Below are 23,207 nucleotides of genomic sequence, written 5' to 3' on the forward strand. Positions count from 1 at the left end.
AACATTTTGAGGACATCACCATGGCATACGAAGCATTGCTGGAAGAACAACGCGAAGAGACGCGGTTGATCATTGATGAATTACTGGAAGATGGCAGCGATCCGGATGCGCTCTACACCATCGAGCATCATCTCTCCTGCAACAATTTTGACTCGCTGGAAAAAGCGGCGGTTGATGCCTTCAAACTCGGCTACGAAGTCACCGAGCCGGAGGAACTGGAGCTGGAAGATGGCAGCACGGTGATGTGTGTCGATATTCTGAGCGAAGCGGCGCTGAAACCCGAGCTGATCGATGCGCAGGTTGAGCAACTGGTGAACCTGGCGGGTAAATACAACGTCGATTACGACGGCTGGGGCACCTATTTTGAAGACCCGGATGCTGAAGACGAGGATGACGACGGCGACTTTATCGACGATGAAGACGACAACGGTGTGCGTCACTAAGGATTAACGGGCGGCCCAGGCCGCCCGAACCCCATTCCCCGCAAGACAAAGACAACCGATGAATTACGCCCCGCTGTTAGAACCTATCCATCAGTTTTTGCATTGCCGCACGCCGCAGGCGTGGATTGATGAAGCACGCAAACCAGAAAATCTGACGTTGCTGCTCACCGATCATATGGTGTGCGAGTTAAAAGCGGCACAAACCGCCGTTTGGCTGATTCGCAAATATGTCGCGGATAAGCCCAGTGGTGACGCCATTCTGGCGTGGCTACAGCCTTATGAAGATTTCATCTTTGGTGAAAATCACGACAGCAACTTTATCAACGCCCATAAGAATCTGACCAAAAGCATCATCGTGCGCAATGAACTGCCGTGGGCAGATGATCTGGTGGAAAAGATGGTGTTGCTGATCAAAGAAGAGCTGCATCATTTTTATCAGGTATGGGAAATCATGCAGGCGCGCGATCTGCCGTATCGCAAAATCACCGCCAGCCGCTACGCGAAGGGATTGCTGCGCGAGGTCACCACGCATGAACCGGATACGCTGGTGGATAAGCTGATTTGTGGTGCTTACATCGAAGCGCGTTCCTGCGAACGTTTTGCCAGCCTGGCACCGTATCTGGATGAGCAACTGGAGAAATTCTACATCTCACTGCTGCGTTCAGAGGCGCGTCATTACCAGGATTATCTGGCGCTGGCGGCGCAGATATCGCCGAAGGATATTGCACCACGCGTGCGCGCCATTGGTGAGGCAGAAGGGCGGTTAATCAGCTCACCGGATACGGAGCTGCGTTTTCATAGCGGTGTACCGACCTTCTGACGTCGCGGCGCGTGTACCAAAACCCGCGCGATAAATCGCGCCGCTACGGTGTTGTGCCACGTGTCTGGCACTCTTTCCTGCCGTATGATTTGTAGCGGCGCAATTTATTGCGCGGTCAATCGTGGTGTTAAAGGGTACGCAGCATCCGTACTTCGCAATCCACATGCCCGGTACAGCCCAGCGCTTCTTCAATCAGCGTAAAACCGAGCGATTCATATAACTTAATGGCACGCGTCAGGCTGCCGGTGGTTTCCAGATAACAGCGACGAAACCCCTGCTGGCGTGCGTAATCCATCGCGCGCAGTGCCAGATCCCGCGCCAGGCCGAAACCGCGCACTTCCGGCATAAAGTACATCTTCTGCAATTCACAAATATCCGGCGCACTGCATGCCAGTGGTGCCACGCCGCCCCCACCCAGCACCTTGCCCTGATGCTCAACAATCCAGTAGGCGCTGTTCGCCTCGCTATACAATTCAAACAGACGATCCAGGTTGGGATCGGACACGGTATAGCCTTTGTCCGCGGTCAGACCGAACTCGGCAGACACCGCGCGAATTACCTGCGCAATCAGCGGATTATCGGCAGCAGTGATCGGGCGCACCTGAAGATCCAGTGGGGTGACGGTGGTCATTATCATCTCATCCGATATAAAAAAGCCGGGCAGTGCCCGGCTTCGGTTAAGCAGTTGGCCTGAAACGCTTACAATGCCGCAATCACGCCCTGCTGTTCAATCAGTTTTGCTTTCGATTGTTCCAGTTCCGCTGCGCGCTCGCGCTCTTTCGCCACCACCGCTTCCGGTGCACGGGCGACAAAGCCTTCGTTCGCCAGCTTGGTCTGGATCTTCTCGATCTCAACATCAAGCTTGGTCAGCTCTTTCGCCAGACGATCCAGCTCCGCGTCTTTGTTGACCAGATCCGCCATCGGGATCAGCAGCTCCGCGCCTTCAACGATCTTGGTCACCGATACCGGACCTTTCTCGCCCGCAGGCAGAATGGTCAGGCTTTCCAGGCGCGCCAGACGCGACAGGAAGTTGCGGTTCTCCTCCACGCGACGCAGCGCCGCAGGGGAGCAATCACGCAGCAGCACATCCAGCGGCTTGCTCAGTGCGATGTTCATTTCGGCACGGATATTACGTACCGCGACAATCGCCTGCTTCATCCACTCGATATCCGCTTTGGCTACGGCATCTTCTTTCGCCGCATCGTACTGCGGGAACGGCTGCAGCATGATGGTATCGTCGCTGATATTTTTCAGTACTTTGACACGCTGCCAGATGGTTTCGGTGATAAACGGAATAATCGGGTGCGCCAGGCGCAGCAACGCTTCCAGCACGGTGACCAGCGTGTTACGCGTGCCGCGCAGTTCCGCTTCGCTGCCGCTGTTCATCACTGGCTTGGTCAGCTCCAGATACCAGTCACAGAACTGGTTCCAGGTGAAGTCGTACAGCAGGTTCGCCGCGATATCGAAACGATAGCTGTCCAGCGCTTCACGATAGGCTTTCACCGTGCTGTTGAACTCGGTCAGGATCCAGTGATCCGCCAGCGACAGCTTCATTTCGCCGCCGTTCTGACCACAATCCTGCTCTTCGGTGTTCATCAGCACAAAGCGGCTGGCGTTCCACAGCTTGTTACAGAAGTTGCGGTAGCCTTCCAGGCGCTTCATATCCCAGTTGATGTCACGGCCGGTTGACGCCAGTGCCGCCAGGGTAAAGCGCAGGGCGTCGGTGCCTGATGGCACGATCCCGTCCGGGAACTGTTTCTCGGTGCGTTTACGGATTTTATCCGCCAGCTGCGGCTGCATCATGTTGCCGGTACGTTTTTCCAGCAGATCTTCCAGCGAAATGCCGTCAACCATATCCAGTGGATCGATGACGTTACCTTTCGACTTGGACATCTTCTGTCCCTCTTCGTCGCGGATCAGGCCGGTGATATACACGGTCTTGAACGGCACCTGCGGCTTGCCGTCTTCATCTTTCATGAAGTGCATGGTCAGCATGATCATGCGGGCAATCCAGAAGAAGATGATGTCGAAGCCACTCACCAGCACGCTGGTCGGGTGGAAGGTACGCAGCGCTTCGGTGTTCTCCGGCCAGCCGAGGGTAGAGAAGGTCCACAGGCCGGAAGAGAACCAGGTATCCAGCACGTCTTCGTCCTGGCGCAGCGCGACGTCGGCAGCCAGATTATTTTCCTGACGAACTTCCTCTTCAGTACGACCCACGTACACGTTGCCGTGGTTGTCGTACCATGCCGGGATGCGGTGACCCCACCACAGCTGACGGGAAATACACCAGTCCTGAATGTCACGCATCCAGGAGAAATACATGTTTTCGTACTGCTTCGGCACAAACTGAATGTCGCCGTTTTCCACCGCTTCCACCGCGACTTTCGCCAGCGGGGCAGTGCGCACGTACCACTGATCGGTCAGCATCGGCTCAATCACCACGCCACCACGGTCACCGTAAGGCACAGTCAGATCGTGCGGTTTGATCTCATCCAGCAGGCCGAGTGCGTCAACCGCAGCCACCATGGCTTTGCGCGCGGCAAAGCGTTCCATGTTCTGGAACTGCGCCGGGATTTCGTTGCTGTACACATCGGTTTCTTCACCGTTGGTGTCCAGCACTTCGGCGGTGACACGGATGTCGCCATCGAAAGTCAGGATGTTGATCATCGGCAGCGCGTGACGACGACCCACTTCGTAGTCATTAAAGTCGTGCGCCGGGGTGATCTTCACGCAACCGGTGCCTTTTTCCATATCGGCGTGATCATCACCGACGATCGGAATGCGACGGTTGACCAGCGGCAGGATCAGCTCTTTGCCGATGAGATCTTTGTAGCGTGGATCTTCCGGGTTCACCGCCACACCGGTGTCGCCCAGCAAGGTTTCCGGGCGGGTGGTGGCGACCACCAGATAATCTTTACCTTCCGCCGTTTTGGCACCATCGGCCAGCGGATAGCGGATATGCCACATGGAACCTTTGGTTTCACGGTTCTCTACTTCAAGGTCAGAAATGGCGGTACGCAGTTTCGGATCCCAGTTTACCAGGCGCTTGCCACGGTAAATCAGGTTCTCTTTGTACAGACGTACAAACACTTCTTTCACGGCATTGGAAAGCCCTTCATCCATGGTGAAGCGCTCGCGCTCCCAGTCAACTGAGTTGCCGAGGCGACGCATCTGACGGGAGATATTGCCGCCAGATTCCGCTTTCCACTGCCAGATTTTGTCGATAAAGGCTTCGCGTCCGTAATCCTGACGTGTTTTGCCCTCTTCAGCCGCGATTTTGCGCTCAACCACCATCTGGGTAGCGATACCCGCGTGGTCAGTACCGGCCTGCCACAGGGTGTTTTTACCCTGCATACGCTGGTAGCGAATCATGGTGTCCATGATGGTCTGCTGGAAGGCGTGACCCATATGCAAGCTGCCGGTGACGTTCGGCGGCGGGATCATGATGCAAAAGCTTTCCTGGCTGGTATCGCCATTGGGTTTAAAGTAGCCCTGCTGTTCCCAGTGCTCGTAAAGCGGCTGCTCGATATCTTGCGGGTTATATGTCTTTTCCATTTCTGCTATGTCGTTTGCGGCTGTGGTGGCGTCGCCGTATTCAATTGGAAACCAACGCTGCGATACGCTTTGTAGCGGTCACGCGCCAGTTGTTTCTGGGATTCTTCGTAAGGTACGAAGTCTATCACTTCATGGAAAGCAGTAGCAAAATCTGCAAACTGCGGCAGCAGGCTGATCAGCAAATCGCGTGGCGAGCTGCCACGACGTTGCGGCCACGCCAGTTCAACCGGTGCGCCATAACGCGGCCCTTCACCGGCAAGGTTATGCGGCACAAAGGCGTTGGCCGGGCGCTGCCATAATGCTTCATCCAGACGATTCGCCTGTTGTTCATCATTGCAGGCAATCAGGATGCGTTTGCCGTCACGCCAGCGTGCTTCAGCCAGATCGCACACCAGCGCTTCGATGGCGCTCAGGCCGTCGCTGGCAGTATCGGACTCCATCACATAAAAGGTGGCGTTTTTCATGGCGGGCTACATTCCATTAATGACATTGGGGCGCATTATGCGCCCCACAAGTAAGGTCAATCCAGCAATCAATCGTCGCCGTTGAGACCTGCACGATTCAGCAGGAACTGCGACAGCAGCGGCACCGGACGGCCGGTGGCACCTTTGGCTTTACCGGAACGCCAGGCGGTACCGGCGATATCCAGGTGCGCCCAGTTAAATTTGCGGGCAAAGCGTGCGAGGAAGCAGGCGGCAGTGATGGCACCACCGGGACGGCCACCAATGTTTGCCATATCGGCAAAGTTGGATTCCAGCTGTTCCTGATACTCATCCGCCATCGGTAAACGCCAGGCGCGGTCGCCAGACTGTTCTGAAGCCCCGATCAATTCGTGCGCCAGCGGATTATGGTTCGACATCAAACCACTGACATGATGGCCCAGCGCAATCACGCAGGCACCGGTCAGGGTAGCGACGTCAATCACCACTTCCGGCTCGAAGCGTTCAACGTAAGTCAGGGCATCACACAACACCAGACGACCTTCGGCATCGGTGTTCAGCACTTCTACTGTCTGGCCTGACATCGTGGTCAGCACATCACCCGGACGCATGGAACGGCCATCAGGCATGTTTTCACAGCCCGCCAGCACGCCCACCACGTTCAGCGGCAGATTCAGCTCCGCCACCATGCGCATCACGCCATAAACCGAGGCAGCGCCGCACATGTCGTACTTCATTTCGTCCATGGCTTCGGCGGGTTTGATCGAGATACCGCCGGAATCGAAGGTCAGACCTTTACCAACCAGCACAATCGGACGTTCGTCCGGATCGCTGCTTCCTTTGTATTCAATCACTGACATCAGCGATTCATTCTGCGAACCGGCACCGACGGCGAGATAGGCATTCATACCCAGCTCTTTCATCTGCTGTTCGCCAATCACCCGGGTGGTGACATTTTTGCTGAAGGCATCCGCCAGCTGGCGCGCCTGCGACGCCAGATAAGCGGCGTTACAAATATTTGGCGGCATATTGCTGAGGTCTTTGGCGGCTTTCACACCAGAGGCGACAGCCAGACCATGCTGAATGGCGCGTTCGCCACTGGTTAACTCACGACGCGTCGGCACGTTAAACACCAGCTTACGCAGCGGGCGACGAGGTTCGACTTTGTTGCTTTTCAGCTGATCGAAGTTGTACAGCGCCTCTTTCGAGGTTTCGACTGCCTGACGCACTTTCCAGTAGGTATTGCGGCCTTTGACGTGCAGTTCGGTCAGAAAACATACCGCTTCCATTGAGCCGGTATCGTTCAGCGTGTTAATCGTTTTCTGAATAACCTGCTTATACTGACGCTCGTCCAGCTCGCGTTCTTTGCCACAGCCGATCAGCAGGATGCGCTCGGAAAGAATATTTGGCACATGGTGCAGCAGCAGTGTCTGGCCCACTTTACCCTCAAGCTCACCGCGGCGCAGCAGGGCGCTGATGTAGCCGTCGCTGATCTTATCGAGCTGTTCGGCAATCGGTGACAGACGGCGCGGTTCGAAAACACCAACTACAATACAGGCGCTACGCTGTTTTTCCGGGCTACCGCTTTTTACACTGAACTCCATGCACTCTCCTGAATCTTAAAGACAACGGCCGAAGCTGTCGTTAGAATGTAGCGCGCTCGTAACGCATTAAATTTGTTGCGACGCCATGACATTTAAACGCCGGCGGTCATAATGAGTTAGGGTGGCAATGTGTTGTTTTTTCACCACCCGGACGCGTTTGTCATACTATTTTAGCTGCGATGACGGCCATTGATGAAGAAAAATGGCTGATAAGCGTTGAAACTAGCGATTTTCCTGCAAAAAGACAAGTTATCACAGGCGTACTAAGCGTGATCATCATTAGATATCTGGTTCGGGAAACGCTCAAAAGCCAGCTGGCTATCCTGTTCATCCTGCTACTGATCTTCTTTTGTCAGAAGTTAGTGAGGATCCTGGGTGCCGCGGTGGATGGCGAAATCCCGACAAACCTGGTTCTGACATTGTTAGGACTTGGCGTGCCTGAAATGGCACAACTAATCCTGCCCCTAAGCCTGTTTCTGGCGATTTTAATGACCCTTGGGCGGCTGTACACCGAAAGTGAAATCACGGTGATGCATGCCTGCGGCCTGGGTAAAAGCGTGCTGGTGAAAGCAGCCATGATCCTGATGCTGCTCACTTCCATCGTGGCAACCATCAACGTGGTGTGGCTGGGTCCCTGGTCCTCGCGTTATCAGGATGAGGTGACGCAGAACGCGAAAGCCAACCCTGGTGCGGCGGCGCTGGCGGCAGGTCAATTCCAGACCTCCAGCGACGGCAATGCAGTGTTGTTCGTTGAAGATGTGAAGGGCAATCAGTTCGGCAACGTTTTCCTCGCGCAGCTGCGTCCGAAGGGCAATGCGCGTCCTTCCGTGGTGCTGGCCGACAGCGGGCATATGCAGCAACGCCCGGATGGTTCGCAGGTGGTGACGCTGGATAAAGGCACTCGCTTTGAAGGCACGGCGATGCTGCGGGATTTCCGCATTACCGACTTCGTCAATTATCAGGCGGTAGTGGGTTACAAAGAAGCGGTGCTCGATCCTAACGATTCCAGCCAGGCCGATATGCTCACGCTGTGGCAAAGCAAAGATCCGTCGTTTAATGCAGAGTTAAACTGGCGTCTGACACTGGTGTTTGCGGTGCTGGTGATGGCGTTGATGGTGGTGCCGCTTAGCGTGGTGAACCCGCGCCAGGGCCGTGTGCTGTCGATGCTGCCTGCCATGCTGCTGTATCTGATCTTCTTCCTGTTGCAAAGCTCGCTGCGGTCGAATGCGGCAAAAGGCAAGTTCGATCCGGCGATTTGGATGTGGGTGGTTAACTTCGCGTATCTGGCGCTGGCGATCGGCCTGAACCTGTGGGATACGGTGCCGATGCGCCGCATCCGTGCCCGTTTTAGCCGTGGAGGGTCAGTGTGATGTTTAAGGTACTTGACCGCTACATCGGCAAAACCATCTTCAACACCATCATGATGACGCTGTTCATGCTGGTGTCACTGTCGGGCATCATCAAGTTTGTTGATCAGCTGCGTAAAACCGGGCAAGGCGTGTACACCGCTCTGGATGCGGGTTACTACACCCTGCTCAGCGTGCCGAAAGATATCGAGATCTTCTTCCCGATGGCGGCACTGCTCGGCGCGTTGTTGGGTCTGGGAACGCTGGCGCAGCGTAGTGAGCTGGTGGTGATGCAGGCATCGGGTTTTACCCGCATGCAGGTGGCACTGGCGGTGATGAAAACGGCGATTCCGCTGGTATTGCTGACCATGGCGATTGGTGAGTTTGTTGCGCCGCAGGGCGAACAAATGGCGCGTAACTACCGGGCGCAGCAGCTGTATGGCGGGGCGCTGGTCTCGACGCAAAATGGTCTGTGGGCGAAAGATGGTCGCAGCTTCATCTATATCGAACGCATCAAAGGCGATAACCAGATTGATGGTGTCAGCATCTACAACTTCAACGATCAACGTCGTCTGCTGAGCGTACGCTATGCGGCGACCGCCACCTGGGATAACGCGAAGAAGCTCTGGGTGTTGTCGCAGGTCGATGAGTCCGACCTGACAGATCCGAAGCAAATTACCGGTTCGCAGAGCCTGAGCGGTGAATGGAAAACCAACCTGACGCCAGATAAGCTGGGTGTGGTAGCGCTGGACCCGGATGCGCTGTCGATTCGCGGTCTCTACAACTACAGCAAATACCTCAAGCAAAGCGGGCAGGAAGCCGGTCGTTATCAGCTGAATATGTGGAGTAAAATCTTCCAGCCACTTTCCGTGGCGGTGATGATGCTGATGGCGCTGTCGTTTATCTTCGGCCCGCTACGTAGTGTGTCGATGGGGGTGCGTGTGGTAACAGGTATCAGCTTCGGCTTCCTGTTCTACGTGCTGGACCAGATTTTTGGCCCATTAAGCCTGGTGTATGGCATCCCGCCGATTCTCGGCGCGATTCTGCCGAGCGGTGCGTTCCTGCTGATCAGCCTGTTCCTGCTGTTTAAACGGCGCTGATAGCTGCATCATCTGTAACGGCGCGATAAATCGCGCCGTTACGGGGAACGGCTTAAATGCTCAATCAACATCGGTAGCTGCGACAGCAGATACAAGCCCAGCCCAATCGAACCGCCCACCAGCGTGCCGTTGATGCGGATAAACTGCAAATCCCGGCCAATATTCAACTCAATCTGCTGCGACATCTCACGGGCATCCCAGCTTTTTACCGTATCGCTGATATGGCGCGTCAGAAACTGTGCAAACTCGGGTGCAACGCTGCGCGCGGCATCTTCCAGATGCTGATTCATTGAGGTACGCAGCGCCTGATCGGCCGCCAGCGTTTCCCCCAGCCATAACGCCGCCAGCCGGACCCGTTCCTGCACGCGCGAGTTATCGCTACTCAGATCTTCCTTCAGCCAGCCGCGCAGATCCTGCCACAATTCACCGATATAACGGTTCAGCGACTCATCTTCCTTTAACCAGCTTTTGATGACATCGGCACGCTCAGCCATGTCCGGATCGTTTTTCAGCTTTGCAATCAACCGTTCCACTGCGCGGTTAAAACCAAGGCGAAATTCGTGTCCCTGATCGAGTGCTACTTCGTCCAGAATCGAATCCACCGCGTTGGCCACCAGATCGGCGCTGTGCTCACCGAGCCACTCCGTCGGCAGCATTTTGGCTTTAATCGGATGCTCACGTTTCAGCCAGCGAACAATTTGCGTGGCGATAAATTCCCGCGTGCCCGGTTTATGCAGCAGGCGCAGCAGTTGTTGTACTGCGGCATCCAGCAGTTCCTGATGACGATTGTTTTTGGTCAGACTCTCCAGCAGCAGCGCACCGGATTGTGTGAGATCCACTTTGTCGAGCGCGCGATGCACCGCCCGACGCAGAAACTGCTGAATACGGGCATCGTCAGTAAGATCGAGAAAGCCGCGCATCACCTGCAACAGATGGCGGCCAATGCGATCGGCGTTACCCGGCGCATTCAGCCACTGCGCCAGCATTTGGGACGGATCATGACGCCGAATCAGCGCCAGCAGAGAATCGGTATCGAGGAATTTTTCCTGCACAAAGCGCCCAAGGTTTTCGCCGATGCGGTCCTTATTGCGGGGAATGATCGCGGTGTGGCGCGAAATAAACGGCACCGGTACGCGGCGGAATAGCGCGACCACTGCAAACCAGTCAGCCAGTGCGCCCACCATCGCCGCTTCCGCAATCGCCTTCACGCCGCTTACCCAGAAGTTGGGCGGCAGAAATAAGGTGATGACAAAAATCGCTGCGGCAATCAGCAGCAACGACAATGCCAGACGCTTGCTTCGTTTGAGCTGTTGATGTTTATCCATAGACCGCTCCCTAACGACGACGACCTCCCATCAGGCTGCCAAGCACGCCGCGAATAATTTGATTGGTAATTTGCCGTGTGGCGCTCTTCGCCATGGTTTGTACCACGCCATCACGTTTGCCGCCCCGAGGGCCGGTGCTACCGAACAGGATATCTTTCAGACCACCGAGGATGCCATCATCGACCGATACGCTATTTCCTTTGGCTTCCGGCGCACTGGCCTGCTCAGTGGCAACCTGAAAGCCTTTTTGCAGCATTTCAAAGGCAGATTCGCGATCAACTTCAGTATCATATTTGCCATACAGCGGCGAATGGTTGATCAGCCCGTTACGTTCATCGCTGCTAACAGGACCCATCCGCGAACCCGGTGCAATCACCATCGCACGTTCGACTATCGACGGGCTGCCTTTTTCATCCAGGAAGGAAATCAGGGCTTCGCCGGTACCGAGCGCCTGAATGGCTTCGACGGTATTAAATGCCGGGTTGGCGCGCATGGTTTCGGCAGCGGTTTTCACCGCTTTCTGATCTTTAGGAGTGAACGCGCGCAGCGCATGCTGTACCCGGTTCCCCAGCTGGCCCAGCACGCTGTCAGGGATATCGCCAGGATTCTGCGTGACAAAATAGACGCCGACGCCTTTGGAACGGATCAGGCGAATCACCTGTTCCACTTTTTCCAGCAGCACCGCAGGCGCATCATTAAACAGCAGGTGGGCTTCATCGAAGAAGAACACCATTTTCGGTTTATCGAGATCGCCCGCTTCGGGCAATTGTTCATACAACTCCGCCAGCAGCCACAGCAGGCTGGTCGCGTAGAGTTTGGGCATCTGATAGAGCTTTTCCGCGGAGAGGATGTTGATAAAGCCGTTGCCCTGGTCGTCGCAGCGCATCCAGTCGCGGATATCCAGCATCGGTTCGCCAAAGAAATGTTCCGCACCTTGCTGTTCCAGCGCCAGCAGACCGCGCTGGATGGCACCGACCGAGGCACTATTGATGTTGCCGTATTGCGTCTGGAAGGATTTGGCGTTGTCGCCGATATATTGCGTCATGGCGCGCAGGTCTTTGAAATCCAGTAGCAACAAGCCCTGATCGTCGGCGATGCGGAAGATGATTTGCAGCACGCCGCTCTGCACCTCATTAAGGTTAAGCAAACGCGCCAGCAGCAGCGGGCCGAGATCGGACACCGTCGCGCGTACCGGATGGCCTTTCTCGCCAAAAATATCCCACAGCATCACCGGATTACGTTGTGCTTGCCAGTCGGTAACCCCGATCTTCGCCAGGCGCGCCAGCAGCTTCTCCGAGCCTTCGCCTTCTGCGGCCACGCCGGTCAGATCGCCTTTCACATCGGCCATAAAGACCGGCACACCAATCGAGGAGAACGACTCCGCCAGCTTTTGCAGCGTGACCGTTTTACCGGTACCGGTTGCACCGGTAATCAGGCCATGGCGGTTGGCCATCTGCGGTAACAGATGGAGTTTCACTTCCGGGGTTTGTGCAATCAGCTGCGGGCTGGTCATGATTTTTCTCTTTCAGGCAAATGGTTATGCCTGAAAGAATAGCAAAGGTGTGCCAGCCGCTACGTAACAGATTAGTGTTTTTCTACCGTATCGAAATACAGCAGGCTGACGCCGATCCCCTGTTGCACATGGTCGATATTGTTGCGCACCGCCACCTGCTGTGCCCCTTGCAAGGTGATGACAAACGGTGAGTTTTGCTGCAATGACTGCTGCAATTCGGTGTAAAGCTGACGGCGTTTGGCGGCATCGCTTTCTCCGGCCGCGGCACGGGTTTTGGCGCTTAAGTCCGGGATTTCCCAGCCAACGCGCCAGGCCAGGGTTTTCGAGCCGCCAGGAACGTTATAAGCAAAGGCGCTGGCGTTGGTATTGGGATCGACATAGTCCGCCCCCCAGTAGATAAAAATCGACTGGAAATCACGCCCACGCATTTTGCTCCACAGCTCTGATTCCGCCACCGGTTGCAGCTCAATTTGCAGATCCGCTTTGGCGAAGCTGGCCTGTAGTGCCTGAGCCACATCGATATAGGGCGGCTGGTTGATCACCGTCAGCGTGAAACGACTACCCGGCTTAATTCCCCCCTGCTGCAGGATCTGCTTCGCTTTCGCCACATCGTAATGGAAGGGCTGATTTTCCAGCGCGCCGTCGAAACCCTGCGGCAGGAAACTCTGATGAATACGGTATTGGCCTTTCAGCAGTTGATCGGCAATGGCGTGATAATCCACCAGCCAGCGAGCCGCCTGCCACAGGGCCGGGTTGCCCAGCGCAGGTTGAGCCTGATTTTGCGTGTTGAAACCGAGGTAGTACACCAGGCTGGAGGGGAAGGCATCGATACGCAGATTCTTATCACTTTTCAGGGCGGCGATCTGATCGGGGCCGAGCTGGTAGGCGACATCGACATCCCCTTGCTGAATCAGCAGACGACGCGCACCGGCATCAGCCACGCCTTTCAGCAGGATACGGTGCAGATGAGGCTGCGGCTGGGCCTGTTCATTAGCGTTCAGCACCAGTGCCTGCTGTGGCACGTATTGCTGAATCACAAAGGCCGCGCTACCCGCAGAGTGGGTATGCAGCCAGCCGTTACCGAGGTCGTTATTGCTGGCATGTTGCTGCACCGTTTTGCTGTCAACAATCGATGCCACCGGCGCGGTGAGCAGACGCAGCGCCAGGTCCTGACCAATCGCCGCTGGCCACTGAATTTCCAGCTGGTGGTCGTTCAGCACCTTAAACTGTCCGGCGATATTGTCCGGCGTCCAGCCAAACTCCGCGAGGATAAACGATGGCGCTTTGTTGAGTTGCACAGCCCGGCTGAGTGAGAACACTACATCCTGGGCGGTCACCGGATTGCCGCTGGAGAAATGCGCTCCCTGTTTCAGGTTGAATACCAGGCTGTGCGCATAGCTGCCGGGTTGCCAGGAGGTGGCCAGCAGTGGCGCGAGTTTCTGTGGTGTATCACGATCCGCCTCAACCAGCGTCTGATACAGATTACGCTGGACGCTGTTGCTGACGGTTTCAAAGCTTTCGGCGGGGTCGAAGCTGATAATGCCGTCGAGCGGTACCGCCACAACCAGCGTGTCTTTCGGCGTTGCCGCCTGTAAGGCAAAGGCGCTGCCCATTAGCGCCAGTAACAAAACGAATGATCGCATTATGGTTATCCTGAGTGATTGATTAACTGACTCTATCGCTGAGGTCGCCAGGGCAAAATGCCGGTTTGTTCTGAGCTGTGCCAGAAATTAACAATTCGTTTCGGTGTTCAATTATTTCGCTTATTTTGTGCGCTGCCTGTCATTTTTCAGAAATAGATATGGAGGTGGTGTTTCTATTAAGTAAATAGAATGTTATTAATGAGAATAATTCTCTTGTATGGAAGTATGATTTCTTTTTATCGATTAATTTACGGTATTATTGCGATACGTAAATTGTTTTGGTCATTTGCACAGTCGATTCGGACAAAAACCTGACATTTGTACGGATAAAACGGAAATTCCCGCCTCGAAAGCGCTTTACCAGCCCGTAACCAAAATTCAACATCATGATGGTTTCTCATCAAAACACATTTTTAATTTAACTCTTACACTTTGAAATATTTGTATGCCTAAGATTGCCAGGTTGTTTACCGATTAATTAAGCCATTAACAAAAATAATTATCTTTCTTAGCAAGTGAGAGTCGTCAGGCCATGCTTCTACAAAAACCGACCACCAGACGTAAATTTCTGCTTGGGTCGCTTTTGGCTTTGCCATTAAGTGACCTGGTATTTAAGGGATTAACTGCGGCCCAGGCTGCGGAAATGGCAGCACCGGAACTTGCCGACTATAAACCGATCTTTTTCAGCGCTGATGAGTGGCAATTTATCCTTGCCGCCACCGATCGCCTGATCCCCGCCGGGGGAAATGGCAAAGCACCCGGAGCACTGGAAACGAACGTACCGATCTTTATCGACCAGCAGCTGCACAGCCCGGAGTTTGGCGATGAAATCTACATGCAGGGTCCGTTTGACGTGCATGCGCCAGCCACCATGGGTTACCAGATCCCGTTCACGCCGCAGCAGATGTACCACACCGGTATCAAACTGGTGAATCAGTGGACGCAGAGCAGCTACCAGAAAGCGTTTCATGAGCTGACGCTGGAAGAGAAAGACGCGGTTCTCACCAAAGTTAACAAGAATGATGGTATCGACTTCGCTGCATTGGGCGAGCCGAACCTGAAAGCCTCCCAGTTCTTTAGCCAACTGCTTGCAGATACCAAACATGGCTACCTCGCTGATCCGATGTACGGCGGCAACAAGGGCATGAAAGCCTGGATTGCCATCGGCTTCCCTGGCGCACGCGCCAGCTTCACCGAGTGGGTTAAACAGCACAACGTACCGTACCCGCTTGGCCCGGTCAGCATTATGGGTGAGCGCGCGTAATTGCGTTTCGCATCAGGTATTTGAGACAGGAATAACATGGCACAGATTACTAAAAAAGAAGTCGATGTCGTTGTCTGCGGCCTCGGCTGGGCAGGCTCGTTAATGAGCATTGAACTGGCGCTGGCTGGTCTGGAAGTTCGCGCGCTGGAGCGCGGCGGTGAGCGCGATTATCCCGAATTCGCCTACCCGAAACCGGCCGATGAATACGCCTATAACGTACGTAACAAGGTATTTGCCACGCCAAAAGAAGTGGCGGTCACCGTGCGTTACAACATGGACCAAACGGCGCTGCCGACCCGTAAATGGGGCGCGTTTGCACCGGGTACCGGGGTAGGTGGTGCAGGTATGCACTGGACGGCGGTATTGATTCGTCCGACCCCAACCGATATCAAACTGAAGACCTACGCCGATCAGGCTTACAAGCCGGGTGTTCTGCAGGAAGATATGCGCGTGATGGACTTCCCGTTCACCTGGGACGAGATCGAGCCTTATTACACCAAATTTGAGAAGATCTGCGGCCAGTCCGGTAACACCGGTAACCTGCGCGGCCAGATCCTCGAAGGCGGTGACCCGTTTGAAGGCCCACGTTCTGAGCCTTATCCGCTGCCAGCGCTGGAAGATACGCTGAACAACGTGATGTTCAAGGAAGCTGCCACCAAACTGGGCTACCATCCGTTCCCGAACCCGTCCGCTTGCGTGTCACGCGCGTGGAAAAACCCGTATGGCAATACCATCGCGCCTTGTAACTACTGCGGTTACTGCTCGAAATATCCGTGCCTGAACTACTCCAAAGCCTCACCGCAAACCGCCGTGATGGACGCACTGAAGCGTATGCCAAACTTCTCTTACGAAGTGCACGCCGAAGTGGTGAAAGTGGTGCTGCATGATGATAAGAAAACCGCGAAAGGCGTGATTTACTACGATGTCGATGGCAACGAAGTCTTCCAGCCCGCGAAGATCGTGGTGCTCTCCAGCTTCCAGCTCTACAACGTACGTCTGATGCTGCTGTCCGGTATCGGAAAACCGTACAACCCGATCACCGAAGAAGGTGTGGTAGGACGTAACTATGCGTTCCTGTCGAACGGCGGCGCGACCCTGTTCTTCAAAGACAAAAACTTCAATTCATTCGCTACCGCGGGTGCGACGGGCCAGATGTTTAACGACATCTCTCCGGGTAACTTCGATGGCCCAGGCCTCGGTTTCCTTGGTGGTGCCAAGATCCACAGTTCGCAGGCGACCGGTACGCCAATCGCCACCTCGCTGCCGAAAGGTACGCCGAGCTGGGGTATGGGTTACAAGGAAGGTCTGGAGCAGTGGTACAACCATTCAATGAAGATCAGCATCACCACGACTTGTCAGTCGTACCGTGATATCTACCTCGATCTGGATCCGCATTACACCGACCACCGTGGCAATCCGCTGCTGCGTATGACCTTCAACTGGAAAGAGAACGAGTTGAAGTTGCAGCAGCATCTGAAAGGCATCGTGGGCAACATCGCCAAAGAACTGAATCCGGATAGCATGAGCATGAGCTTCCTGCCAATGGGCGCTGACTTTGACCTGACCAAATACGTTTCCACCCACAACGTGGGCGGTGCGGTGATGGGTGATAACCCGAGAACCTCCGCGCTGAACAAGTACCTGCAAAGCTGGGACGTGCATAACGTGTTTGTACCGGGCGGAAACGCCTTCCCGCAGAACTTCCAGGCGAACCCGACCGATACCATCGGTGCGATCACCCTGATGGCGGCACAGGCAATCAAAGAACAGTATCTGAAAAACCCCGGCCCACTGGTACAGGCATAAGCGCATGAAATTAAAATCATTGTTAATTGCTAATGCCGTACTGCTGGGAAGTTTTGCAGTACAGGCGCACGCGGCAGATGATGCTCAACTGATCAAAAAGGGTGAATACCTGTCGCGCCTCGGCGACTGTATGGCCTGCCACTCGGTTGCGGGTAAGCCGGACTATGCCGGTGGCCTGGCGATTGAGTCGAATCTTGGCACCATCTACTCCACCAATATCACGCCGGATAAAGAGCACGGTATCGGTAACTATACCGAGCAGCAGTTCTCAGACGCGGTACGTAAAGGCGTGCTGCCGGATGGCTCGCGTCTCTACCCGGCGATGCCGTACCCGGATTACGCCAAAATCAGCGATGAAGATATGCACGCGTTGTATGTCTACTTTATGCAGGGCGTGAAACCCAGTGCCGAGCAACCGCCGGAAACCAAACTGAGCTTCCCGTTCAGCCAGCGCTGGGGCATGCGTTTCTGGAACTGGGCGTTCACTTCTGATAAGCCGTTCCAGCCTATTGGTGGCGCTTCGGAAGAGGTGAACCGCGGTGCGTACATCGTTGAGAGCCTCGGCCACTGCGGCAGCTGCCATACGCCGCGCGGCTTCGGTATGAACGAGAAAGCGCTCGACAGCAGCGATGCGCAGTTCCTGGCGGGCGGTAGCCTGAACAACTGGGATGTGCCTTCTCTGCGTGGTCTGCCGCGCTGGAGTGAGCAGGAGATCGTTGATTACCTGCAAACTGGCCGTAACGATAAAGCGGCAGTGGGCGGTGAGATGAAGTCGGTGATTGAGCACAGCAGCTCGCACATGACCGATGCTGACCTGAAAGCCATCGCGGCCTACCTGAAGTTCCTGGGTGGTAATCCACCGTTGCAGGCGTATAACGTGCAGGCTCAGCAGGCGACGGAAGCGAAACTGACCGCAGGGAAAAATCTCTCGGAAGGTGAGCGTCTGTATCTCGACAACTGTGGTGCGTGCCACTTTGTCACCGGTAAAGGTGCACCGGGCGTGTTCCCGGAACTGGATCAGGCCACTATCGTGAATGCCAAAGATCCTACCGGGCTGATCCATACCATTCTGGCCGGTGCGCAACAGCCATCGACAGAGAAGACGGCCTCAACCTTGTTGATGCCTGGCTTCGCTAATCGTCTGAGTGATGATGAAGTGGCGCAGCTGGCAACCTTTATCCGTCAGGGCTGGAGCAACAACGCACCGGCAGTCACCAAAGATCAGGTGACTGAAGTGCGTAAGACGCTGAAGCACGAATAACCGTGTTCTAAACCGCACCTCATCGTAGCGGCGCGATTTATCGCGCAATTACGGTGTGGTGCGGAAATTCACTTGTAGGTATGTATCACTTCCAGCACGCCGTTGATAATAAATTGCACGCCCATACACACCAGCAGGAAGCCCATCAGGCGTGAAATCGCCTCAATACCGCCTTTCCCCACCAGCTTCATAATCGCGCCAGAACTGCGCAGCGATATCCACAAAATCAGCGAAACTAAAAAGAAGATCATTACCGGTGCCACGGCTATCACCCAGCCGGGGAAATCAACGCCGCTGCGTATCGTTGATGCCGAGCTGATGATCATCGCAATGGTTCCCGGACCGGCGGTGCTGGGCATCGCCAGCGGCACAAAGGCGATATTGACGCTTTCACGTTGGTTATCACTGGATTCCATCTCGTCGTGCTTATGCTCCGCCTCCACCGAATGGCCGACCGGTTTGGCGGGAAACAGCATACGAAAACCGATAAAGGCCACTATCAGCCCACCGGCCATGCGCAGGCCAGGGATGGAGATACCAAAGGTATGGAGTACCGCCGTACCGGCATACCAAGCCACCATCATAATCAGGAAAACGTAGATGGATGCCTGCATGGCCTGGCGGTTGCGTTCCTGAAAATTCATATCCCCCGCGAGGCCAAGGAACAGCGCCACGGTGGTGAGTGGGTTAGCGAGGGGCAGAATGACCACCAGCCCAAGGCCAATGGCTTTGAAAAGTTCCAGCATGTCGATTCCTTCTGATGTAGACGCGCCGATGACATATCAGCGCGTGGCACAGTTTACGGAGACAACGTGGCAAATCTTGCGCGGGCGTGTGATTAGTGTTTTGGACGATCCAGCGCTTCAATCAGCTCCGGGAAAAAGTCTTCCAGCAGCTCGGGCGTCATCAGGTCCGGATATTGGATCAGATGCTCGCGAATACGCTCGTTCACATCCGGTATCAGCCGTTGTGCTGCATCATTGGCGCTGATTTTTTTCTGCTTCATCAGGCGCAGGACATCATCCGGCAGGCTGTCCTCATCTTCGGCTTCTTCCACCGCTTCAAGTTCGTCCAGCTCATCCAGCATATCCATCAGTGCTTCAATCTGCGGCGTACGTGACTGGTATTCCTCTGGCTTTTCCTCCTCCAGATAACGCAGCAGAGCACGTACCGGCGATCCATCTGGCGTGGAGGGGGGCTCGCTGGCAAACCAGTCCAGTAAATCATGCTGGCTCACCTGATGGACGTGATAACCGTTATCCACCAGCTCATCCGCAAGGATATCGGCGGTGTCATGCTCAATCAGGCAAATATGGGTGCGATTGGGGGTGAACTGCTCCAGCCACTGGTAAATCTCTTCAATTACGCTGTCTTCGTAATTGAAGTTGTGGCTCAGGTAGCTGCCGTCCTGCTGATGTACGCAAATGCGAATCAGGTCGGGATCGAAGTAAATCGCAATGTTGATGCCTTTCATGCGCGCTGTCCTATGTGATCCAAAACGCCACTATAACGTTAATGATGTTGCGGGGAAATCACAGCGCAAGAGAAGGACGTGACAGGCAGCACGGACGTGCGATTTTGCCGGGGAAGGGGAGAGCGCGATAAACGCACAGGCAAGGGACAGCTTGCCTGTGCGCCTCGCGCTGCCCCGGAATCAATTACATCCCGATATATTTTTTACCCTGCTTCAATACTACGTCACAGGCTTTGGTTTTCAGTTTCTCGCCCATGGTGGAATTGCTCAGGGTTTCGAGGTTGAGCTGCTGGCCGTTGCCGGCGTTCAGTAAGCCCTGCACGCCCTGCTGGTAGTCCGTAGTCTGTGCCTGCGCGGTGGTGCTGTTCAGACCGAGCTTGCTCATCACCTGGTCTTTCACCGATTGCACATTGTTTTTCACTACGTTGTGCTCAACACAATACTGCATCACACCGGCGGCATTGGTCATGCTGTTGGCGCTCACTGCTTTATCACCGCCGTTCAGCAGGCCGGTAATGGAGGAGAGCGACATCCCGCTGGTCTGCGCTCCGCTGGTTGCAGTGGTGGTGCTATTCTGCTGGCTCAGCTGTGATGCTGCGCTGCTCAGTTGATCCTGCCAGCTCGCCGCCGATGCGCTACCCGCAACCAGCGCAGCTGCCATCCCCAATCCCCAAATCACACGTTGTGTTGCTTTAGTCATCTCAACCTCATTTATCTTTATGGCTGACAGGTGTCAGTGTTGCTTAAGAAAAGGAAGACCTAAGAAAGTTCCAGGATGCAGGGGAGATTGAGATTGTTCTGGGTTTTAAGCCGGGTGTGCGGGGGAGGAAGAAGGGAAACGCTGCTTTTTTCAACGCTTGGCGCACACTCCCATTGATTCCGGTTGCGTGCCTTGTCTGTAACGGTATAATCCCCAACGTTTTCCGCATCCTCTTCAGTGCCGAAGTGGCGAAATCGGTAGACGCAGTTGATTCAAAATCAACCGTAGAAATACGTGCCGGTTCGAGTCCGGCCTTCGGCACCAATCAAGAAAAACCTCTTAGAAACATAGAGTTAGTTAAATAACTCTGCCTTTCTTGCCTGTGTTTTTTGCTTGAGTAATGTCACCAACGATTGCCGCTGTGTTTGGTAGTGGCTTTTGGGATGTTATCACGCAGCGGCAGGTAGTTTCCAGGCTCAACCCTGTACAAAACGTGAACGGTCAGCACTGACGGCTTAATTTTATGTCGCTGGTCTATCCGTTGCGCTTTTCCTTTGAAGCCGGAAGACGCCGCCAGCGTCTCTAATCCTTTTCCCATAACCCTTGTCAATGTGGCTCGCGCTTCGTGCGGTGCTCCATGATGCAACACGTCGAGATGACGTTGCAGCGAATAAACAGGCGTAATGTTGGGAAGACTAACCGGATCGGGAAAGAGTCCGGCTCTGCCACGGTTTCAGCCACCGGATCACAACGGCTACCTGATAAGAAGCCATGACAAGGCGTCATCGTCCCTAAGAGGGGATCATACTTACTGTGGAAGTCGCCGTGCTCCGCCTTTCTTTATGTGCCCAACACGGCACGTAATGGTCACCTATTGCCTTCGGCACCATTTGGTAGGGTATTTTGGCATCTGGATTTGTCACTGCGATTTTCTGTAGCCTGCCCTTATGGCCCAGTGTGAGGGCCGGTCTGGAGGCAATCATGGCGAAGAATGCAGTAGCAACCAAACGCAACAACCGTAAAATTCACGCTCGTAAGTTTCTGGCGACACCAGAGGGTAAAGCATGGCTCGAACGTAAGAAAGCAGAAGAGGCTGAGTTGAAAATGGTCGCAGAGGTCAGAAAATTTAACTGAGTTGAGCTAACTACAAAGGGGTGATGATGTCCCTTCGCCTGCTATACGATTTTGGCCTACTGCGATTGGGCGCGATGCCATTTGCAGATTTAAAAAAAATGGAGCCAGCGTCATTACATTTTGATTGCCGAAAGTGGACAGGGAAAAACTGAAAACGCGACACGACAAGTAGCGATCCATCCCAGTTTGATCGAGTGGGGCTTCCTGGATTTTGTTAATCGTCAGTGGAAAGAGAAAATATTCTCGCCAGTGGCGGGGCAGAACATGCCGAAGATCGGTAAGGTCTTAGCTGATATCCGCGATCAGCTTGGTATCCCATACCTTGATGATTATGGGCAGCGGCGGCTGGTGCATAGTTTCCGGCACACCATGATCTCAGCAAGTTTAGCTGGATGGGTTGGGAATTTGGCCCATTTACAACAGGTAGTTGGTCATGAGAAAAGCGGGTCGGGGATTACGAAGCGCTATTTACATACGTTCCCACTTTCTTCGGTTTGTTATGTCATTGACGGATTGTGCTGGTATTCGACTTGATAATTTTAGGGGGCGATAACATATCGCACTGTGTTTAGATTAAGTGGTGGTTTTCTAACTTAAATTAATTCACCAGATAGCATCTATTTTTTTCAATATATCTAAGTTAAAAAATTTGGGAGTAATATGAGTTTTTTCCAAAAGCATAAGAGTTATACATTTATTATTTAGGGGGGCAACTTTTGGTGTGAAGTTGTCTTCTTTGTGGAAAATATTATTTTTTTATTTAGCAATTGGGGTTTCTGTTAATCTACATTATCTACTTTTATAATATAAAGTTAAGTCTGCATATGGGTATGCGGACTGTAAATTAGTTATAACCGCAGTACTCAGTTCCGCTTCTATTGCTGTATGGTAAAAACTCTGGTGCAAAATATACTAAAGGCATTCGATTATGTGCATCAGATTTGATGACCGCAGTTTTTCCTGAGTCTCCTGCTGTATTACTACATGAGAAATCGTTTTCGCTTAGATACCCAACTTTAATTTCCCAAATCCATACAACATCGCCTCTCGATTCCTTACCTTTTGTATAAACCCCTGATGCATTACCTAATACGTACCTGATGGTCATGTAATTTCCAGCTTTTGGCAAATGTCCTTTAGGACGATTAGTTTCAAGAGCCATTTTTAATTCGAGTTCAATTCCCTGACCATTGGTAGGAATTAGGTCTGGATAAGCATGTGGTCTGTTCCTAATATATTTTCCATCGGAATTTGATGCTATTCCGGCTCCAATAATATTACCAACCATTGAAGATAAATTAGCAAGCTCTACGAGGTTAGCTATTCGAGGTATTCCTTGGGCCATCATCTGATGATCTATATTATCTAATGTTCTATAGCAGTCATTGATTGTACGGATAATTGTTTCAGGCTGTAGTCCAGTAAAATTAATTAAAGATTCTGAATTTCGTAAATGTTCTAATTTTGCAAATCTCATTGCTTCATCCTTTATATTGTTTCATTTTCAATTTGTGCAATCACTTCACTCAATCGAACTCCTAAGGCGTCAGTTATTTGCTTTGCCATCTGTAGGGATGGTGATCGTTCATTGCGAATTATTAAGCCAATTGTTGTACGGTGAGCGCATGCCATATCTGCAAGTTGTTCAATTGTTAAACTTTGTTTGTTTCTTAGTTCATTGATTTTTATTGAAAATTTCATCGCAAATGTTCGTTCGTTGCTCATGGCGCACCTCGATTTTTTTCTTATTCAAATTGTAAAGGGATTGACTTTTACAAT

20 protein-coding genes, 1 tRNA gene and 1 pseudogene are annotated in these 23,207 nt (G+C 53.6%); 10 read left to right on the forward strand and 12 right to left on the reverse strand.

What is annotated here, in order from left to right; genetic code table 11:
• Positions 1 to 20 precede the first annotated feature (20 nt).
• Together rraB and miaE are read left to right on the forward strand one after the other, a co-directional pair.
• Complete coding sequence (gene rraB / locus AC6I8X_RS02970) at positions 21 to 443, forward strand: ribonuclease E inhibitor RraB (protein ID WP_084872321.1); 423 nt, start codon at positions 21 to 23, stop codon at positions 441 to 443.
• 58 nt (positions 444 to 501) lie between these two features.
• Positions 502 to 1,263 carry a tRNA isopentenyl-2-thiomethyl-A-37 hydroxylase MiaE gene (miaE, locus tag AC6I8X_RS02975; protein ID WP_497840534.1) on the forward strand — a complete coding sequence of 254 codons (762 nt, stop codon included), beginning with the start codon at positions 502 to 504 and terminating at the stop codon, positions 1,261 to 1,263.
• A gap of 127 nt (positions 1,264 to 1,390) precedes the next feature.
• On the opposite strand, the gene AC6I8X_RS02980 is transcribed toward miaE, so the two are convergent.
• From AC6I8X_RS02980 to pepA, 4 genes are all read right to left on the reverse strand, one after another.
• Positions 1,391 to 1,894 carry a GNAT family N-acetyltransferase gene (locus tag AC6I8X_RS02980; protein WP_299457711.1) on the reverse strand — a complete coding sequence of 168 codons (504 nt, stop codon included), beginning with the start codon at positions 1,892 to 1,894 and terminating at the stop codon, positions 1,391 to 1,393.
• A gap of 68 nt (positions 1,895 to 1,962) precedes the next feature.
• Positions 1,963 to 4,818 carry a valine--tRNA ligase gene (locus AC6I8X_RS02985; protein ID WP_497840535.1) on the reverse strand — a complete coding sequence of 952 codons (2,856 nt, stop codon included), beginning with the start codon at positions 4,816 to 4,818 and terminating at the stop codon, positions 1,963 to 1,965.
• Positions 4,819 to 4,823: 5 nt separating this feature from the next.
• Complete coding sequence (locus AC6I8X_RS02990) at positions 4,824 to 5,282, reverse strand: DNA polymerase III subunit chi (protein WP_084872332.1); 459 nt, start codon at positions 5,280 to 5,282, stop codon at positions 4,824 to 4,826.
• 68 nt (positions 5,283 to 5,350) lie between these two features.
• Entirely contained in the window at positions 5,351 to 6,862 is a 1,512-nt protein-coding gene (gene pepA, locus AC6I8X_RS02995; protein ID WP_084872334.1) for a leucyl aminopeptidase, read from the reverse strand.
• A 269-nt stretch (positions 6,863 to 7,131) separates the two neighbouring features.
• Between pepA and lptF the strand changes: the two genes are divergently transcribed.
• Both lptF and lptG read left to right on the forward strand, forming a co-directional pair.
• On the forward strand, positions 7,132 to 8,232 hold the full coding sequence (lptF, locus tag AC6I8X_RS03000) for an LPS export ABC transporter permease LptF (RefSeq protein ID WP_299457704.1): 1,101 nt from the start codon (positions 7,132 to 7,134) through the stop codon (positions 8,230 to 8,232).
• Positions 8,232 to 9,308 (forward strand): LPS export ABC transporter permease LptG, encoded by a 1,077-nt coding sequence (lptG, locus tag AC6I8X_RS03005; protein WP_084872337.1) that lies wholly within the window; start codon positions 8,232 to 8,234, stop codon positions 9,306 to 9,308. The genes lptF and lptG overlap by 1 nt, the downstream gene beginning before the upstream one ends.
• 38 nt (positions 9,309 to 9,346) lie before the next feature.
• Here the strand turns inward: lptG and AC6I8X_RS03010 are convergent, their stop codons facing one another.
• From AC6I8X_RS03010 to AC6I8X_RS03020, 3 genes are all read right to left on the reverse strand, one after another.
• A complete protein-coding gene (locus AC6I8X_RS03010; protein WP_313683301.1) occupies positions 9,347 to 10,633 on the reverse strand; it encodes a DUF445 domain-containing protein in 1,287 nt (428 codons plus the stop codon).
• Positions 10,634 to 10,643: 10 nt separating this feature from the next.
• Entirely contained in the window at positions 10,644 to 12,146 is a 1,503-nt protein-coding gene (locus AC6I8X_RS03015; RefSeq protein ID WP_497840536.1) for a helicase HerA-like C-terminal domain-containing protein, read from the reverse strand.
• Between the two features lie 71 nt (positions 12,147 to 12,217).
• The gene (locus AC6I8X_RS03020) at positions 12,218 to 13,789 is read right to left on the reverse strand and encodes an ABC transporter substrate-binding protein (RefSeq protein WP_497840537.1); all 1,572 of its coding nucleotides are present in this window, start codon (positions 13,787 to 13,789) and stop codon (positions 12,218 to 12,220) included.
• A 532-nt stretch (positions 13,790 to 14,321) separates the two neighbouring features.
• Between AC6I8X_RS03020 and AC6I8X_RS03025 the strand changes: the two genes are divergently transcribed.
• From AC6I8X_RS03025 to AC6I8X_RS03035, 3 genes are read left to right on the forward strand one after another with little or no spacing between them, the layout of a single operon-like run.
• Positions 14,322 to 15,053: a gluconate 2-dehydrogenase subunit 3 family protein gene (locus tag AC6I8X_RS03025; RefSeq protein WP_084872347.1), complete on the forward strand. Its 732-nt coding sequence runs from the start codon at positions 14,322 to 14,324 to the stop codon at positions 15,051 to 15,053.
• A 36-nt stretch (positions 15,054 to 15,089) separates the two neighbouring features.
• On the forward strand, positions 15,090 to 16,859 hold the full coding sequence (locus AC6I8X_RS03030) for a GMC family oxidoreductase (RefSeq protein ID WP_299457694.1): 1,770 nt from the start codon (positions 15,090 to 15,092) through the stop codon (positions 16,857 to 16,859).
• 4 nt (positions 16,860 to 16,863) lie between these two features.
• Positions 16,864 to 18,120, forward strand: a complete 1,257-nt coding sequence (locus tag AC6I8X_RS03035; protein WP_313683298.1) for a c-type cytochrome — start codon at positions 16,864 to 16,866, stop codon at positions 18,118 to 18,120.
• Between the two features lie 68 nt (positions 18,121 to 18,188).
• On the opposite strand, the gene AC6I8X_RS03040 is transcribed toward AC6I8X_RS03035, so the two are convergent.
• The 3 genes from AC6I8X_RS03040 to AC6I8X_RS03050 form a co-directional block, all read right to left on the reverse strand.
• Positions 18,189 to 18,866 carry a MarC family NAAT transporter gene (locus tag AC6I8X_RS03040; RefSeq protein WP_497840538.1) on the reverse strand — a complete coding sequence of 226 codons (678 nt, stop codon included), beginning with the start codon at positions 18,864 to 18,866 and terminating at the stop codon, positions 18,189 to 18,191.
• Positions 18,867 to 18,958: 92 nt separating this feature from the next.
• The gene (locus AC6I8X_RS03045; protein WP_299457687.1) at positions 18,959 to 19,594 is read right to left on the reverse strand and encodes a hypothetical protein; all 636 of its coding nucleotides are present in this window, start codon (positions 19,592 to 19,594) and stop codon (positions 18,959 to 18,961) included.
• A 184-nt stretch (positions 19,595 to 19,778) separates the two neighbouring features.
• Positions 19,779 to 20,294: a YjjA family protein gene (locus AC6I8X_RS03050; RefSeq protein WP_497840539.1), complete on the reverse strand. Its 516-nt coding sequence runs from the start codon at positions 20,292 to 20,294 to the stop codon at positions 19,779 to 19,781.
• A gap of 239 nt (positions 20,295 to 20,533) precedes the next feature.
• Here AC6I8X_RS03050 and AC6I8X_RS03055 point away from each other — a divergent pair.
• The 3 genes and pseudogenes from AC6I8X_RS03055 to AC6I8X_RS03065 all read left to right on the forward strand — a co-directional run.
• A tRNA-Leu gene (locus tag AC6I8X_RS03055) sits at positions 20,534 to 20,618 on the forward strand.
• A 657-nt stretch (positions 20,619 to 21,275) separates the two neighbouring features.
• Entirely contained in the window at positions 21,276 to 21,428 is a 153-nt protein-coding gene (locus AC6I8X_RS03060) for a hypothetical protein (RefSeq protein ID WP_497840540.1), read from the forward strand.
• 102 nt (positions 21,429 to 21,530) lie between these two features.
• Positions 21,531 to 21,962, forward strand: a pseudogene (locus AC6I8X_RS03065) (site-specific integrase); the annotation flags it as partial.
• Between the two features lie 310 nt (positions 21,963 to 22,272).
• Here the strand turns inward: AC6I8X_RS03065 and AC6I8X_RS03070 are convergent.
• Both AC6I8X_RS03070 and AC6I8X_RS03075 read right to left on the reverse strand, forming a co-directional pair.
• Positions 22,273 to 22,905: a hypothetical protein gene (locus AC6I8X_RS03070; RefSeq protein ID WP_497840541.1), complete on the reverse strand. Its 633-nt coding sequence runs from the start codon at positions 22,903 to 22,905 to the stop codon at positions 22,273 to 22,275.
• A gap of 11 nt (positions 22,906 to 22,916) precedes the next feature.
• The gene (locus AC6I8X_RS03075) at positions 22,917 to 23,153 is read right to left on the reverse strand and encodes a helix-turn-helix domain-containing protein (RefSeq protein ID WP_497840542.1); all 237 of its coding nucleotides are present in this window, start codon (positions 23,151 to 23,153) and stop codon (positions 22,917 to 22,919) included.
• Positions 23,154 to 23,207 lie beyond the last annotated feature (54 nt).

It is taken from the genome of Pantoea sp. X-Soil-TKNS-1280 (genome assembly GCF_059730475.1).